Source organism: Aquamicrobium soli, from assembly GCF_042646345.1.
Lineage (GTDB): Bacteria > Pseudomonadota > Alphaproteobacteria > Rhizobiales > Rhizobiaceae > Mesorhizobium > Mesorhizobium soli_A.
Genome location: NZ_JBHRTK010000010.1, coordinates 127,277 through 145,788, shown reverse-complemented (window position 1 = coordinate 145,788; position 18,512 = coordinate 127,277). Strand labels below are relative to the sequence as shown.

The window sequence follows — 18,512 nt, the reverse complement described above, 5'->3', positions numbered from 1 at the left end:
TTTCCGACGGGCGCGCCATGGCGATCTACGACCATACCAGATACGTCTCGCTGACGATGGAGTTCCGCTGCAACCTCAAATGCGTTCACTGCATGATCGAGGGGACGATGGACCGCCTTGCCCCCGAAAGCGACGAGAGCTTCCATAACCTTCTGGACCATAACCGGCGCACCCGGCAGTGGAGCGGCCTGATCCTCACCGGATCGGAGATCACGCTGCGCCGCGACCTGCCGGACCTGGCGCGCCAGGCGCGGGAGGCCGGTTTCGAGCATGTGCGCATCCAGACGCACGGCATGCATCTCGGCCGTCCCGCCTATAGCCGCAGCCTGGTCGAGGCGGGCGTCGATGAATTTTTCGTGAGCGTCGCCGGCTGCGATGCCGCAACCCACGACGCGATAACCACGGTCAGGGGCTCGTTCGACAAGACCTTGCGCGGGCTTGAGATCCTCGACGAGTACCCCGGCGTCGCCACCATCACCAACACGGTGGTGACCGAAGAAAGCTATCGGCTGCTGCCGGCGGTGGTCGACAGGCTGGCGCACCTGAAGCGGCTGACGCAGATGGAGTTCTGGCTTTATTTCCCGATGGCCGAAACCGACGAAAAAGGGCTTGTCGCCAACCACTTGGACGTCCTGCCCTATCTGAAGGAAGCTTCGCACAAGGCTCAGGCCCTCGGCCGTTCGGTGGAAATCAAGAACTTTCCCGAGTGCCTTCTGGGCGAAGATTCCGCCCTTCTTGTCAACGATCAGCCGCAGCTTTACATCGATCCGGCCTTCTGGGACGAGTTCGCCAGGAACGGTTTTTTCCAGTGCCCGTACCGCGATCGCTGCGCCTCGACCCAGTGCCTGGGGCTGAATACGGCTTATATCGAAAAGTTCGGCGACCACGCCGATCGGTTGATTCCGCTGAACACCGGTTCAATAAGCAGTTGCACTCAGGCGAATGATCTTCTACTTTCCTAATGGAGAGCCATCTAAATTTAAGTGCAGGTAAGGGCCGGGCGAAGCGCCGACGGCTTTTTATCCTGTGGTGGGGGGAAAATGGCAAAGCAACTTCTGATATATGAACGTGCGATGCCGGTGTCGCGCCAGAGCCACGGCGACCTGTCGGTCAAGACCGGCAACAATTTTTCCTTCGCCCGGGAGGTCAATTCGGTGCCGCTGATGGCGGCCGAGTTCTCCAACGCGGCTGCCGAATATGCGGTGGTCTTCGCCGGCGAGGGCGACAACATCATCCCGGTGGTCCTCCTGGGCGTGCGCGACGGCGAGAACCTCTACGTCAACGAGGACGGCTCGTGGGCCGGGCGCTATGTCCCGGCGTTCTTGCGCCGCTATCCCTTCGTTTTCTCCAGCACCGACGATGGCGCGAACTTCACGCTTTGCGTCGATGAGGAGTTCGAGGGCTGCAACCGCAAGGGGCGTGGCGAGCGCCTGTTTGACGGCGACGGCGAGCGCACGTTGTATCTGCAGAACGTGCTGGGCTTCCTCCAGGCCTATCAGGTGCAGTTCCAGCGCACGCAGGCGCTGACCAAGCGCCTGAACGACCTCGGCCTGTTTGAATCGATGCAGGCCCGCTTCACCCTGCGCGACGGCAAGCTGCTGATGCTGTCGGGCTTCCTCGCGGTCAACCGCGATCGGTTGAAGGCACTGTCGGGCGACCAGTTGGCCGAGCTCGCGCAGGCCGACGACCTCGAACTGATCTATCTGCATCTGCAATCGATGCGACATCTATCAAGTACGGCAGAGCGCATGGGCGCCGGTTCGGTGGGGGCGAAGGATGAAACGCCCGAACTGGATACGGCGCCGGAACCTGCGGACGCATGATTTGAAAAAGGGCGCGGCGACTGCGCCCTTTTTCCGTTAGGGCTTGGAAAATAGGCAGGGACATGGGGCGTCCGGCCAGATCTTGTTGGGAGAACTGGCGCGGGCGGGGGTGAGCCAAAATGGCGTTTCCGTTCAAGTCGGAAGGCATTGCCGGTAGGCCGATCTCACATCGGCGGGCGAAGCTTTCGGAAATCCTGAAGGCCAAGCTGGCCAAGCTGGCGATGGGATCGCGCGCGCAGCGCGAACTGGCCGACCGCGTGAGGCTGGTCTTCGACCCGCTTGAGCCGCGCCTGCTGCTCAACGCCGATCTCAACGTCAACCTGGCAACCGACGGCCCCTCCGTCGACCATGAAATCCTCGTCCGGCTGTTCGAGGAAGTGCAAGCGACCGAGAGTGGCACCTCGGCTATCCAGACCGTACAGATCATCGACCAGACGAACGGCGGCAAGGTGCTCGCCTTCGGCGACCTCAGCACGATCAACAGCATTTCGATCACCGGCGGCGCCGGCAACGATACGCTGAAGATCGACGAGGATTCCTTTGGCGCCCATACGTTGCCGAAGGTGATTTCGTTCAATGGCGGCGGCGGCGACGACAGCATAGTCTTCGATAGCTCGTCGAATGTTTCGTGGAATGTTAACGGCACCAATTCCGGCAGCATCGATGGCAGCCGTGTCGATGTGAATTTCTCAAACACCGAAAACCTTAGGGGCGGGGACGGAAATAACGACACGTTTACGCTTGCCGCTGCAGGCAAGCTTTCCGGCGTGATCGATGGCGGCTTCGGCGGCCGGGACACGATTACCTACAGCGGCGTTGCCGCAGTGGCCAACAGCGCGGTGCTGGGCGCCAACGGGTCGGGCTCGGTGGGGCTCAACAACGGCTCGACGCTTTCCTTCGAGAACATGGAGCCGTTTGCCGTCGGCGGAGGCGTCACCGTCGAGGACCGCTCGGTCGAGGTCAACGCGGCGGCCAGCAAGGATGTCACCCTCCAGGCCAATGGCGCGAATTCGCTGCGCGTGATCATCGGCGGCGTCAATTACGATACGGCGGCTGCTGGCAAGGTCTGGCTTTATCTCGGCGACCAGGCCGGAACCACCACGATTGCCTCGCTCCCCAACCCGGCCAACTTCTCGCTGATGGTGGACGCGGGCGACGCGATCGACGTCGACGCCACGCTCACCCTCTCGGGCCATCTCGGCCTGAGCGCGGAATCGATCAACATCGGTCCGAGCGCGGTCATCACCGCGCAGTCGATCGACATCCAGGCTGTCGACTGGACACGCAGTTCGCTCGATGCCTCGACCGCAGGCGCGACGATCGATGCCACGTCGGCCACGTCGGCGACCGTCATCATCAACGGTTCGCTGAAGGCGACCGCCGGGGCCGTGGCGATCTCGTCGCAGGTGTCGAATACGGTCAAGATGCATGGCAAGGCCTCGACCGGCCTGCGCAGCATCGCTGTCGGGATGACGAACGCATCGACCGTCACCCTCGCGGGCAACGCCAGGGTCGAAGGAGCCGCCGTCAACATCGCCGCCAATACCGCCGTCGATGTCGACCTGGCGATTTCCGAGGTGCCGATCCCCAATCTTCTGGGGCTCACGGAAGTCACGGTTCCCGACAACGTGCTGGCGCTCACCGATCTGCCCGCCGATCTCATCGGCCGGATCAAGGCGGATAGCGTCGACGGCTTGTTCGACACCGGGTCGCAGGCCTTCAGCAATGCCCTGGCGCGCGGCGAGATCGCCATGCAGGACCTGAAAACGATGGCGGAGAACGTCATCGACGGGTTCACCGACGCGCAGGTCGCCTCCGCCGTCAACGTCACCAATACCACGGCGGTATCGATTGACGCCGCCGCTTCGCGCATCGTGCAGACCGGCGGCATCGCCGGCGACGGCACCAGCGAGGTGCAGGTCTCGGCTGCCGACGACAGCCGCGTCGCGGTGATGTTGCAGACGGAAAAAGACGTGCTGATTCCCGGCACGGAGGGCATCGTCGTCTTTTCGGCCATCAGTTCCGATGCCGATATCGACCGCGCCACCAGCGTCGTCGTGGGGCAGGCAACCGGAGCCGTCTCCGCGCAGCCGACCGCGATCAATGCGCAGGGCGACGTCGCGCTTGGGGCCAGCAGCACCGGCCAGGTGCGCAATGCCATTGTCTCCAACGCGCTCGGCGCCACGACCAATGTCGCCGCCGACAAGACCACGGCGCTGCTCCGCGGCGTGACCGCCGATGCCGGCGGCCTCGCGGTGACTGCGGGCAGTGCCACGACCTACAGCGCCACCAGCCTCGATTCCGAAAATCGGGTCACCGGCGAAACCAGCGCTGCCATCGACCAGAGCGTGATCGACGCGGCTGCCGGCGGCGTTACCGTGCTGGCGGGCGACTATTCGACCTTCATCGCCATCGCGACTCCGTTCCAGCCGCGGCTCAATCCGGACGACACGGCGCCCTCCACCCAGGTGGCGCGCGTCAGCGTCATCAACATGGTCGACAAGGCCACCGCCGCATCGATCACGCAATCCGACGTGACCAGTGCCGGCACGGTTACGGTCGCGGCCACGAACGAAACCAACCTGCTCGCCTACTCCTCGACCGCGCCGGTCGGCATGGATGCCGCCGCCGATCCGGCCGTCGTGAAGAACGCCGTCGCCGGGGTTCTCGCCGTCAACGTCGTCAACGGCTCGACCACCGCCACCATCGACGGCAGCAGGGTGACGACGACCGGCACGGCCGATGTCGCCGTTACCGCGACGGACAACAGCTTCGTCGATGCGACGATCTATGTGGAAATCGACGGCCGCGGCCCGGTCAGCCTCGGCATGGCCTCCTCCAAGGCCATTACCGGCCTCGAAGCTCTTAACGTCATCGGCTTCAACATCGGTACGACGGCGGCCGATATCGCCCGGGCGACGCTCGATACCATTCTCGGCACCCAGTTCTGGACCGACGAGCAGCCGGTCAAGGTAAGCGCGACCATTTCGGATTCGGTCGTGGCGGCGGCCGGCGCGCTGATGGTGATGGCGGTCTCGAAGGGTGTGGTCAATTCCACCATCAGCAACGTTTCCCGCAACGTGGCCGAAGGCGGCGTGCTGTCCAGCGGCGCCAAGTCTATCGGTGGCGTGCTGGCGAGCAACCAGGTCAGCCGGCTGGCCTCGGCGACCATCGACGGCGGAACGACCTCCAAGGCGGTCGGCGCAGGCGGCGATCTTCGCGTCGCTGCCCGGGACGATACGACGATTAGCTCCAACACCCGGATCGCGACCGGTGCCATCACCTCCAGCGACGGCGGCCTGCATGCGCTGAGCGACCTGTTCGACGATGGCCAGAAGCCGGATACCGACCGGCTGCTGACCGATGGCGGGGTCGTGTCGGTTGCCTACGGCACCACCGTCGGCCTCGATTACGACGTCAAGACGGACGGCTACACCGGCGCCATCGACGTCAAGACCGGCGATATCGTCTATGTATCGGCGCTGGGCAGTTCCGGGCATCTTTACAAGTATACCGGCCCCGATGCCCATATCGACTTTGACCATAGCTCCACGGCCGTCAATTTCTCGGCTGACCCGAACTGGGTGCTTCTGACCGGCGAGCCGGGCCAGACCTTCACCTATCTCGGCGCCGACAACCCGACGCTCGACCTCACGGACCCCACCCAGGTGGACTTCACCGACGCGGATCTGTGGAAGGCCAAGCTCGACCACTCCGTCGTCGCCGATGGCATGAACATACGCGCCACCGGCGGCACCGCCATCGGCGCGGCGATCGTGTTCAACGATGTACGTGGCGGCGCGACGGCGCTGATCAACGACGCCACGGTCAAGGCGGGTACGGTTTCGGTCACCGCCGATTCGACCGGCACGATCCTGGCGGTCGCCGACGTGTTCAGCGAGGCGCAGGGCGGCGGTCCCTTCAACCAGGATGCGCTGGTGCAGAAGGCGCTGGGCTCGGTCAAGGGCTTCCTGTTCAAGGCCGGCGGCACCACCGCGCAGGCCGCCAATGTCGCGACCAACCTGATCCAGGGCGAGACTTCGGCAAAAATCGTCAACTCGAACCTCGGCACGAGTCTCGACAAGGTCGGCGACGTGACCGTGTGGGCGGAAAACCGCTCGCTGGTCGACGCGCATCTGTCGACGGTGGCGACCACCGAAGGCGGGTCCGCCGGCGCGTTCCAGATCGCCAACAACACGATCGGCTGGGAGCGCGGCAACTTCCTGTTCAACACAGTGGAGACGCTGCTCGGCGACGTGGTCGCCGATGTCGCCGGGGCCGTCGGTGACACCGGCACCAGGCTGCGCACCGAAAACCCCTTCAATGTCGAAGCGTCGATCACGGGCGGCGCGGTCGTCTCGGACGGCGACGTGCTGGTGAATGCCGTCTCCGGCGCGATGGTGACCTCCAACATCGACAACGAGGCGTCGGCCAATGTCTCGGCGCTGTTCCAAGGCGCGACGACCGGCTATGGCGCGGTGATCGCGGGCAACAAGGTTTCGAGCACGGCCAAGGCCTTCATCAGCGGCAGCGCGGTCGAAGTCGCCTCGGTCGCGGTCGCGGCGAAGGATGCCGCTTCCATCGACGCCACCACCGGGCTCGGCATCTCCTCGCAACTCGACAACACCAACGGCGTGAACATCGTCAACAAGATCGCCGCCAACCTGCTCGACGACTACGACTACACTACCAAGTCCGGCTCGCCGCATCTCAACCTGGGCGATACGGTGCGCATCAGCGATGCCGACGACTATGCGGGCAAGGGAGAGCAGGGCGCCGTCTACCAGTACATGGGCCCCGACAACACGCAGGTCGATCTGGCGACGGCAGACTTCGACGACTTCGGCCTGTGGAAGAAGCTCAATACCGACAATCTAATCCCGGCCGACATGGTCAAGACCGGCCTGCTGGCAGCCGGCATGTCGGAAAAGGATGTTGTCGGCAACGCCACGGGCACCGGCGGCATCTTCGCCCGCAACCAGGTCAAGAGCGACGTTTCGGCGAAGCTGGACAGCGCAACGGTGAAGGCATCGGGCGCGGTGTCGGTGACGGCGGACGAATCCGCCACGATCACGTCGAGCGACACCAGCATCATCAATTCGTGGGATTCCACGAGCGGCGTTTCCGTTTCCAACGTGGTGCAGGGGGGCGCCTCGGCCTCCGTCGAAAACAGCTCGGTCACCAAGACGGCCGGTGCCGGCATCGACAACGACCTGACCGTAAAGGCCACCACCACGGCGACCATCGACGCCACGGCGCTCAGCCAGGCCTATGGTTCGGGCACCGTCTACGGTTTCGTGCTGGCGTTCAACGCGGTCGGCTGGCAGCCGCAGAACCTGCTTTTCGACGCCGTGGACACGCTGATCGGTTCGCCCGAGATCGGCAAGGCGCTGGGCGCGGAAACGCCGGTCGAGACCACCGCCTTCATCAAGAATTCCAGCATCGACGTCGCCGGCGACATCGATATTTCGGCGGTCAACGACGCCGGCATCAGCGCCACGACCGGCAACGAGACGGCGATGGACTGGACGAATACGTTCACGCCCTCGGCCAAGTACGGCGTCAGCGGCACCGCCGCCGGCGCGATTCTCGCCTCCAACAAGGTCAGCGCGGGAGCCTCCGCTTATATCGACAACACCGGCGCGGCCAAGACCGTGGCCGCTGGCGGCGGGGTGGGTGTCGAAGCGACGAATAGTGCGACGATTTCGGCCGATATTTCCGTGGTTTCGACGGCGAATCCGGGCAGCAACCTCGACTCCCTCAAGACCGTGGTCGGGACGGTGGCCAAGGAACTCGGGCTGGGCGATTACGACTTCACGACCAAGTCTGGCACCCGCACCGTCGAGAAGGACGACAAGGTACGCGTCTCGCTGGAATATACCGGCTCGTCTGACGTCAAGAAGGGCGAGGTCTACGAATATACGGGCGACACGCCGTTCACCGGCGACCTCGCTACCGTCGATTATTCCACCGGGCCGTGGAAGCAGCTCCACACCTCGGATTACGAGGACATCTTCTTCCCCGCGCTCGGCAATGTCGTGACGACCAACGGCAAGGCGATCGGCCTGTCGATCGCCTATAACGACACGCGCGGCGACGCCAGTGCCTACATCAAGGGCGCGACGGTCAACGCCAATGGCGGCGATGTCGACGTGATCGCCACCGGCAAGTCGACGATCACCGCCTATACGACCAACACCGTGGCGGCCAATGGCGGCAGCGGCATCGACGGCTCGGGCGACGTGCTCGGCTTCAACGGCCAGATCGACACCAACGTCGTGCTCGGCAAGACCTTGGCCAGCGTCGAGAACAGCACCATCACGGCCAGCGGCGGCCTTACCGTCAGCGCCGACAACGAGGCGCGCATCGACGCGCGGCTCTACGCTTCGGGCGTTTCCGGCGCCACCGCCATCGGCGTGACGCTGGCTTACAATTCGGTCGGCTGGGAAGCGCAGAACCTGCTGTTCAACACGCTCGATACGCTGATCGGCTCGCCCTATCTCGCCGACAATGCCTTCGACGGCAATGTCGGCGCCGATGCGACGGCCTCGATCAAGGGCAGCGCGGTGGACGTGAGCGACGGCGTCACCGTCTCGGCGCTCAACAACGCGCAGATCAACGCCACGGTTTCCAACGCGGCGGTCACCGATACGGCGGCGCTCTACGGCGCATCGGGCGCCTCCTATGGCGCGGTCATTTCCGGCAACAAGGTTTCGGGCGCGGCCAGGGCCACCATCGACAATACGGGCGTGGTGGACAAGGTGATCAAGGCGGGCAAGACCGTTTCGGTCACCGCCGACGATTCCTCCGGCATCTATTCGAACTCGAAGCTGGTCTCCGACACGTCGGTGTCCAACGACGGCGGCGCGTCGATCATCCAGGAGACGATCAACGACCTGGCGCCGGCCGACTACGACACGAAGCCGGACCCGAACGGCACCAAGATCCGCGACATCAAATATGGCGACCGCATCCGCATCGATGACGGCTACACCGGCAATGTCGTCATCAATCTCGACCAGATGCTGCCGCCGTCGAAATTCCCGATCTCGACCGGCGACGCCGTGCAGTTCGCCGCTCCGGATGGCGAGGACAGCGGCCCGATCTACCAGTACAACGGCGAAAGCGGCGTCATCGACCTGGAGGCCGTGGCTGCCGCACTTGAGGCTGACTCGACAGCGCTCGACAACGATCCGAATTGGACGAAGATCGGCGGCAATGCCGGCAGCATCTACATCTATATGGGCGACGATGCGAGCGGTAAGGGCCGTGATCTCGCCAGCACCGATTTCAGCGACCTAGGCTACTGGAAGGAAGACCCGGCGGCCACCGTGCTGCTGCAGGACCTCAACCTCTCGACCTCGCCGTCGCAGGCGGTAGGCGGCCTGATCGTCATGAACGACGTGCGCGGCGGTGCCGATGCGTCGATCAAGAACGCCACGGTTTCCACCACTTCGGGCGACCTCCAGGTGGTGGCGCTGGAAAGCGCCGACATCAGCGCCAAGGTCGACAGCTCGGTTTCCGCCTCGGGCGGCAGTTCGATCGACTGGGACGGCGACGGAAAGACCGACGGCAAGAACGGCAAGCCTGCCGATACCGACCCCGGCACCGACCACAAGCCGGGCGCCGCCGCCGATCCGGCCAACCCGGTAACACCGGATGATCCGAAGGAAGAGACGCCCGAAGACAAGGTGCTGGCGATCAACGGCACCATCGCCACCAACATCGTGCAGTCGAGCGCGACCGCCACGATCTCCAACAGCACCGTGAACAGCGGCGGCGCCGTGAGCGTGGCCGCCGAGAACGTCTCCTCGATCAAGGCCGACACGCAAAGCACCGCCTATACCAGCGGCGGCGACACCGCCGGTGTGACGCTGGCCTTCAATACGATCGGCTACGGCGCCAGCAACGTGCTGTTCAACGGCGTCGACGCCCTGCTCGGCGACGACCTGATCTCCGACGCCTTCGGCCTTCGCAATCCGTCGGTGACGCAAGCTTCGATCGTCGATTCCGCCGTCCACGCCATGGGCGCGGTGGAGGTGACCGCCGACAACAAGGCCGTCATCGACGCGTCGGTCGGCAACAAGGCGACATCCTCCTCGACGTCGATCTCCGGCACGGACGGCAAGGCCTTCGGCTTCATCCTGGCGCTGAACAAGATCGCCAGCGGTTCCTCGGCCGTTGTTCCGACGGCCCAGGTCACGGGCACCGACGTCACCGTTTCCGCCATCGACGACGCCTCGATCACCTCGGAAGGCAACGTCCTGGCCCTGGCCGAGATCAAGAACGACTACGGCGCTTCCGTCGTCACCAACCTGATCAACTCCGCGCTCGGCAGCTACCAGTTCACCACCAAATCCGGCTTGCAGACGGTCCACAAGGGCGATCTCGTCTATATCGACGACGCCACGGGCCTCAACGGTCCGGCGGCCGGCGAAAAATGGGTCTACGATGGCCCCGACGACGCAAAGATCGATCTGTCGAACATCGATTTTTCCGATGGCAACTGGTCGAAATTCGTCGCCGAGGACATCCTCAACTGGATCAACACCAATCTGGTGCCGAGCCTGGCCGGCGGCAGCGCCATCGCGGCGGGCGGCATCGCCACGCTCAACAGCATCGACAGCGGCGCTTCGGCCAGGGTGACGGCGGCCGAGATCATCGCCACCGGCAACATGCTGGTTTCGGCGTTGCAGTCGGGCCTTATCAAGGCTGACACCACGGCGCGCGTCGAGGCCACCGGCAGCGCCAAGGGCAAGTCGATCGCCATCAACGGCGTCATCGCCACCAATAATGTGGTGGGCCATGCCACCGTCCTGGTGGAGGGCAGCACCGTGAAGGGCGCCGACCTCGGTGTCACCGCGCAAAGCACTACCGCGATCGGCGCCACCATCGACGCCGACACCATCGCCAAGGGCACCGCCGCCGGCATCACGCTTGCCTTCAACACGATCGGGCTTGCCGGCCAGAACTTCCTGTTCAACGCCGTCGATACGCTGGTCGGAACCAACCTGGTCGACGCCATCTACGGCCACGACCCGAATGCGCAGGTCAGCGCGAAGATCACCGGGTCGACCACCGACCTGAGCGGCGGCCTGACCGTTTCGGCGCAGGCCGCGCAGACGATCAACGCGGAGATATCGAACTACGTCAAGACGTTGCGCGGCGGCGCGCCGACCGCCGTCAGCGTCGGCGGCGTATTCGCGCTCAACCGCGTCATCAATTCGGTCGAGGCCGTCGTCGAGGATTCGACGTCGATCTCCGTCGGCAAGTCGGTAAGCGTGTCGGCCCTTAACCAGAGCACGATAACCTCGGAGGTCGTCGCCCCGGTCGTCGCGATCAACTACAGCTATGGCGAGAATCCGGACGGAAAGTCCGTCTCCGTCGGATTGGTCGTGTCGCGCAACGCCGTCGACGTCGGGGTCAGCGCCCGCATCGACAATGTGTCCGACATGGACGCAAAGGCGGTTTCGGTGGAAGCCGGGCAAGCCGGCAAGATCGACGCCACCGCGGCCGCGGCGGCGGTATCGGTGGGTGCCGGCACCGGCAGCGGGCTGGCCGTCGGCGTCGCCGGCACCATTGCCTTCAATACCATCCTCGGTTCCGCCTCGGCGCTGATCCAGGACAGCGACGTCCAGGCAACGGATGCCGTCACCGTATCGGCGACCAATTCCGCCGACATCGACGCCACCATCGCGGCGGCGGCGGCTTCCGTGGCCGGCGGGTTCAGCTCGTCGGGCACCGCGGTTGCGGTCGGCATCGTGCTCGCGTTCAACTATGTCGGCTATGCCGGCAGCATCACCGCGCCCGGCGAGGCGACGCCGCTGAAGACGGAAGCGCGCATCCGCAATTCCAGCGTCGGCGGCTCCAGGGTCGGCGTGTCGGCGAAGTCCGACCAGACCATCGACGCGCTCACCGTCGCGGCTTCCGTCGCGGTCGGCATATCGGCGTCCGGTGACGGGACGACGTTCAGCGCGGGCGGTGTATTCGCGCAAAACAGCATCGCCGCCGATACGGTCGCGATGATCGATGGCGGCGACGGCGATAATGGCCGCTCGACCATCACGGCGGGAACCGACGGCCTCGATGTCGAGGCGAGCAACAGCAGCGAAATCCATGCGCTGGCCGCAGCGGCGACGGTCGCGGCGTCCTTCGCGGCGAAAGGGGCGACGGCGATTTCCATCGGCCTTGCCGTGGCGCTCAACGACACCAAGGGCAGCGTGGCGGCGGGCGTCGCCGACGCGGACGTGACCTCGGACGGCCTGGTCAAGGTCAAGGCCGACAACAAGGCGGTCATCGCCGCCACCGGCGCGGCAGCGTCGATGACCGTCGGCTTCTCCGGCAAGGACGGTATCGCCATCAGCGGCGCGGGCGCCGCGCTCTCCAATCTCGTCAGCGTCGATACGTCGTCGTCTGTCGTCGACTCCCATATCATCAAGAGCACCGGCGTCGACGTCGAGGCGCTCAGCGAATCTTCGATCACGGCCATGGTGCTGGCCGCCTCGGCTGCCGTCGGGGGTGGCGCCAACGACGGCATCGGAGCCTCCATAGGTGCTGCGGTCGCGATCAACCGCGTTGGCGACTGGTCCGTCACCGAGGAAGACAAGAACGGCCGGATGCTGCCGACCGGCGGCGCAACGCTGGCAGACGACGGCACGACGGGCGTCCGCGCCTTCATCAGCAACACCGATGTGACGAGCACGGGCGAAGTCAACGTCACCGCACACTCCTCCGGCACGATCGACGCCACCGTTGCGGCGGGTTCCGTGGCCATTGCCGGCGGCGGCGAAACCGGCGTCGGCGTCAGCGTCGCCGGCGTCTATACGCTCAATTTCGTCGCGGTGGCGACGCAGGCCTATATCGAGAACGCCAGTAGCGTCTCCGCCGGTTCGATCGACATTTCGGCCACGGACGAGTCGTCCATCGACGTCCTCGCCGGGGCCGCCAGCATCGCCGCGGGCATGGCGGGAACGACCGGCGTCGCCGTGTCGATCGGCTTTGCCATGGCGCAAAACAAGATCGAGAACAACGTCTCCGCCTATCTCAGCAACGCCGACAGCGTGAAAGCCACGGCGGGCGGTATTTCGATCCGTGCCGATAACGCCGCCAATATCCATTCGACGGTCGCCACGGCCTCCATTTCGGTTGCGATCGGCGGCACCAACGGTATCTCGTTCAGCGGTGGCGGGGCGGTGGCGCTCAACACCATCACCACGGACACCAATGCCTTCATCGAGGCGAGCAGCATTTCACAGGCGGATTCCGTCTCGGTGACGGCGGATTCGTCTTCGACCATCAAGGCCGAGACGGTCGCGGTGTCGATCTCGGTCGGCGCCGGCGGCACGCTCGGCGGCGCGGCCTCCATCGGCGCCGCGGTCGCGCTGAACCGCATCGGCGACTGGTCCGTAACCGAGGAGGCGGACAGCAACGGCCGCGACCTGCCGACCGGCGCGGCGACGCTGGCCGACAAGGGCGCGACGGGCGTTCGCGCCTATATCGATAATTCCGACGTGACCAGCGCGGGCCTGGTCAAGGTCGCGGCAGACTCCTCCGGGTCCATCGACGCCATCGTCGCGGCGGGTTCCGTGGCGGTCGGTGGCGGCGGCACGACCGGCATCGGCGCCAGTGTCGGCGGCGTCTACACGCTCAATTTCGTCGCGGTGGCGACGCAGGCCTATATCGCCAATGCCGGCACCGTCTCGGCCGGATCGATCGACATCTCGGCCAAGGACGAGAGCACGATCAACGTCGTCGCGGGTGCTGCCAGCCTCGCCGTCGGCTTGGGCGGCACGGCCGGCGTCGCCGTGTCGATCGGTTTTGCCATGGCGCAGAACAGGATCGAAAACAACGTCGCTGCCTATCTGAGTGGCGCCGCCAGCGTGGGAGCCACGGCGGGTGGCATTTCGGTGAGTGCCGAGAACGCAGCCAACGTCCATTCGACGGTCGCGACCGCTTCGATTTCGGTTTCCGTCGGCGGTACGGCCGGCATCTCGTTCAGCGGCGGCGGGGCGATAGCGCTCAACAGCATCGCCACGGACACCAATGCCTTCATCGAGGCCAGCGACATCACGCAGGCGGATTCCGTCTCGGTGACGGCGACGGCATCGTCCGCCATCAAGGCCGAAACCGTCGCGGTATCGCTTTCACTCGGTGTCGGCGGCACGGTTGGTGGGGCCGCGTCGTTCGGTGCGGCGGTGGCGGTCAACGAGATCGGCCATGGGGCGTCGGATCGCGACCAGGTCCAGGCCTATGTACGCGGCAGTTCGATCAAGGCTTCCGGCGCGCTCGTCGTTAAGGCGACCTCCAGCGGCACCATCGAGGCGATCACGGCCGCCGGTTCGGCGGCGATCGGCGGCGGCACCGCCGGAATCGGCATTAGCGGCGCAGGCGCTGGCGCGCGCAACACGGTTTCGGTGCGCACCGCCGCCTTCCTCGATGACCCGACGGACAAGACCGGCTCGGTCATCACCGTCGGCTCGGCCGATATAGAGGCCAGCGATACCTCCTCCATCAGCGCCATCGTCGGCGCGGCCTCGCTGGCGGCCGGCTTCGGCGCAGCCGGCGTCTCGGTTTCGATCGGCGTGTCGATCGCGCTGAACGAGATCGCCAACGATACCTATGCCGGCGTCGTAGAAGGGCAGAGCCTGACCACCACGGCGGGTGGAATCAATGTCAGCGCGGTGCAGGACGGGACGATCTCGACCGTTTCCGCTGCGGCTTCAATGGGCATCGGTATCGGCGGCGCCGCGGGCATCGCGATATCGGGCGCGGGCGCCGTCGCGAAGAACACCATCAACGGCAACACCACGGCGACGGTCGTCGGCAGCACGCTGGACAGCGCCGGCACGGTGACGGTCGAGGCGCTTTCCACCTCGACCATCAGCGCCACGATCGCGGCCTTGTCGCTTGCCGTCGGCGCCGGTGCCGGGGCCGGTGTAGGCGCTGCGATCGGCGTCTCGGTCGCGATCAACCAGATCGGCGACTGGACCAGCATCAGCGATCCCACCAAGGCCGAGAACGATCCGTTGCTCACCCCGACTTTCCATGCGGGTAGCAGCGGCGGCGTGCGGGCGACGATCGTCAACAGCGATGTGGAGGCCGCGGGAACGCTCAAGGTCCATGCCGCCTCGTCCCAGACCATCGATGCGCTGGTGCTCGCCGGCGCGGTCGCGCTTGCGGGCGGCACGGCCGGTGTCGGCGTGGCGGGTGGCGGCGTTTATACCGAGAACATGATCGGCGTGTTCACCGAAGCCGCCATCAAGGGCGCGTCGAGTGCCGACAAGGCGACGATCAGCGCCGCCAACGTCGACGTGGCGGCCGAGGATACCTCCAAGATCACCGCCACGGCCGGTGCCGCCGCGATCTCGGCCGCCTTCGGCGTGGCCGGCGTCGCCGTCAGCATCAGCGTATCGGTCGCCAAGAACACGATCGCCAGCGATGTCGACGCGCATCTGGATTATGCCGACGTGTCGGTGACCGACATTCCGATCCATGATCCGACCTATACGCCGCAGGGCGTCGAAACCAACGTTCCCGCCCATGCGGCGGCGCCGGGGACGATCAGCGTCTCGGCCAAGGAAAATGCGACGATCAAAGCCATTTCCGCCGCCGCTGCCGTCGCCATTTCCGGCGGCGCGGTCGGCGTGTCGGTTGCCGGCGGCGGCGCGGTCGCCACCAACGTCATCCTTGGCGGAACCCGCGCCTATGCGCTGGGAAGCAAGCTCGATGCCGGTGGCGCGATCGACTTCAGCGCCTCGAATACGTCCACCATCAACGCGACGATCGTGGCCCTGACCGCCGGCGTGGCCATCGGCGGCGTCGCGGTCAGCGCCTCGATCGGCTTCGGCGTTGCGCTTAACTCCATCGGCTACCATGTCGACGGTTCGCGCGCGGCGGTCCAGGTTTCGGCCTATGTGCAGGACACCGACGTCGATACCTACGGCAAGCTCGGCCTGTCGGCGAAGTCCAGCCAGACGATCAACGCCAATGTCGCCGCCGCTTCGGTCGCGATTGCCGGCGGCATGTATGCCTTCAGCGCGGCCGGTGCCGGCGCCGTGACCCTCAACCGCGTCGGCGTCGACGCGCATGGCTTCATCGACAGCGGCACCGTCAAGGCCGGCAACATCGCCGTCGAGGCGCTCGACACTTCCGCCATCAACGCCTTCGCGGGAGCGGCGGCGGTGGCGATTTCGATCGGCTTCGGCGGCGGCAGCAGCGCCGTGGCGCTGGGCGTCGCCTATGCTGAAAACCTGATTTCCAACAACATCGCCGCCTACGCCGCCGACGCGAACATCACCGTTACCGGCCAGATCCCGGTCGAGTCGAACGGCTATATCTATACCATACCCGGTGCCGGCCCGACCTATCTGCCCCGCGTCATGCCGGCCTACCAGGCCAACAGCGGCTCCTTCTCCATCACGGCGAAGGAAAACGCGACGCTCTCCTCGATCGCCATCATGGCGTCGCTGTCGGCCTCGACTGACCTCGGCGTCACGATCTCCGGCGGCGGCGCCGCCACCAAGAACACGGCTTCCTCGAGCACGTCCGTCGGACTTTCCGGCGGCACGGTCAATGTCAACGGCTCGCTCAGCATGAGCGCGCGCGATGTCACCTCGGTCGTCACCGAGGTGAGCGCGATCTCGCTCGCCATCGGCATCTTCAGCCTGGCGGCCGGTGGCTCGTCGGCGCTTTCCTACGTCAATTCCAGCGTCTCGGCCGATATTTCCAACACCAGGATCACGGCTGGCGCCGTCGACGTCGAGGCGGTGATGACGCCGAAGGCGCGTTCGCAGGCGGCCGGCGTCAATGGCGGCACGGCGGCGGTCGGTGTCTCGGTGGCCAAGGCCAATGTCGATACGCATGTCAGCGCTCGGGCCAGCGGCACCACCTTCATCGTCGATAGCCTGCGCGTGGCGGCAAGCCAGACGCTGCCTTCGACCGGCGATACGGCAAGTGCCAAGGCGCAGGGCCTCGCCGGCGGCCTGATCGGCGTCGATTCGACGATCACGGAAGCGATCAACACCAGCACGGTCGTGGCGCTGCTCGGCACCGGCACCATCGTCACCGCGGCCCGTAGCGTCAGCGTCGCCGCACAGAACGACAGCCGCCAGCGCGCCGATTCCAACAGTGCCGCCTACGGCCTGGTCGCGGCCGGCGCCACCAAAGCCAAGGCGCAGTCGCTGCAGCATGTCGAAAACGGCGTGCCGGTCGCCAATACCACCGCCCAGGTGGCGGACAACGTCGTCATCAGCGCCGGCACCGTGAACATCTCGGCGCTGGGCAGCGACGACAACCAGGCCTCGAGTTCCCCCGGTTCGGGCGGCCTGGTCGCCGGCGCCGCGGCGATAGCGGACACGACGTCCAATGCCGTCACCCAGGCGGTGCTGGGCAACAACACGCAGGTGACGCTCACCAAGGCGGCCACCCAGCTTGCCGGCGAGAGCGCGGCGGCGTTTGCCGCCTACAAGGGCATCGCCGGCCGCTTCGCCATGACCTCCGACCACTTGGCGCGCGCCAATACGGTGATCGTCACCAGCGCCTATGGCGTGCTCGCGGGGTCTGGCGCGGAAGCCGACAACACGATCAACTCGACCTCCAACGTCGTCATCGGTAACGGCGCCAAGGTCACCGCCTATGCGCTCAACGCCACGTCCCTCAACCGTTTCGACAAGCCGAACGTCGGCGACAACGTCAACGGCAGCACGGGCGGCCTGTTCGCCGGTGCCGGCGTCACCAGCGACACCCACCTGACGCTGAACACCAAGACGCTGGTCAACGACAATGCGCAGCTCAAGGTGATCGGCACCTCGATCGACGCCGGCGAATTCACGCTCGCATCGCGCAACGACATCACCTTCTACGAGAACGTCTCCTACAAGGGCGGCGGGCTCGCCTCCGGCATCGGCGCCGAGAGCAAGCTCGACGCCGACAATGTCTTCGCGACCGTCCAGATCGGCACCGACACCGGCGTCGACAACCATGTCGAGCTCAGCACCGTCGGCCAGATGGACCTCACGGCCGACACCAATGCGGACGCCGAACTGCATGTCAGCGTCGACAACTACGGCGGCCTGACGGTGTCGGTGGCGGAAGCCACCATCGACCTCAGCCCGACCAACAGCATCCTCGTCGGCAAGGGCTCCCATCTCAAGGCCCTGTCGGACGTCAACATGCTGGCGGCCATGGACGCCAACAACACCCACGACGTCTATCGCGTGGCCGTGTACAGCGACACCTTTGCCGGCAGCGTCATCCCGATCGACCATGTCGTCGCGGATTCGCTGTTGTTCCAGAAGAACCTGATCACCATCGCGGCCGGCGCGCTGGTCGAAAGCGGCGGCAACGTGCGGCTGTTCGCCGACGATTCGCCCTTCGCCGACATGCTGGCGCAAGGAAAGGCCGTCAACTGGGCTTCCTCGCTGATGGGGGCCATCGACAAGGCGCTGGGCGGCAATGCCTATACCCAGACCAAGGGCAACGCGCACAGCGATTCGCACGGCATCGTCACGGTCGACGGCACGGTTCGGACCGGTCTCAACCGCAACATCGACATCGTCATCAGCGCGATCGGCGGCGACACGGACAATCCGACCGTCGTCTATAGCGGCGCCGGCTCCGATTCCGTTTCGATGCGGATCGACCAGTCGCCGCTGCAGTCGAGCTATTTCGACCTCATCGCCGAGGCCGAAG

Annotated in this window: 3 protein-coding genes (1 of these 3 cut by a window edge); all 3 read left to right on the top strand. The window is 65.6% G+C overall.

All coding sequences use genetic code 11. The features are described from left to right. Positions 1–17: 17 nt before the first annotated feature. Positions 18–962, top strand: a complete 945-nt coding sequence (locus ACFOHJ_RS08445; protein ID WP_378220049.1) for a radical SAM protein — start codon at positions 18–20, stop codon at positions 960–962. Positions 963–1,040: 78 nt separating this feature from the next. Continuing rightward, positions 1,041–1,823 carry a SapC family protein gene (locus ACFOHJ_RS08440; RefSeq protein WP_378220048.1) on the top strand — a complete coding sequence of 261 codons (783 nt, stop codon included), beginning with the start codon at positions 1,041–1,043 and terminating at the stop codon, positions 1,821–1,823. Between the two features lie 119 nt (positions 1,824–1,942). Beyond that, positions 1,943–18,512, top strand: the 5' portion of a protein-coding gene (locus ACFOHJ_RS08435) for an LEPR-XLL domain-containing protein (protein WP_378220047.1). It continues 13,859 nt past the right edge of the window; 16,570 of the gene's 30,429 nt are visible here — the first part of the coding sequence; it begins with the start codon at positions 1,943–1,945; its stop codon lies beyond the right edge, outside the window.

What these genes read in the sequence shown, in the direction of transcription:
- ACFOHJ_RS08445 (WP_378220049.1), top strand. Translation starts at nt 18, where the DNA reads ATGGCGATCTACGACCATACCAGATACGTCTCGCTGACGATGGAGTTC.
- ACFOHJ_RS08440 (WP_378220048.1), top strand. Translation starts at nt 1,041, where the DNA reads ATGGCAAAGCAACTTCTGATATATGAACGTGCGATGCCGGTGTCGCGC.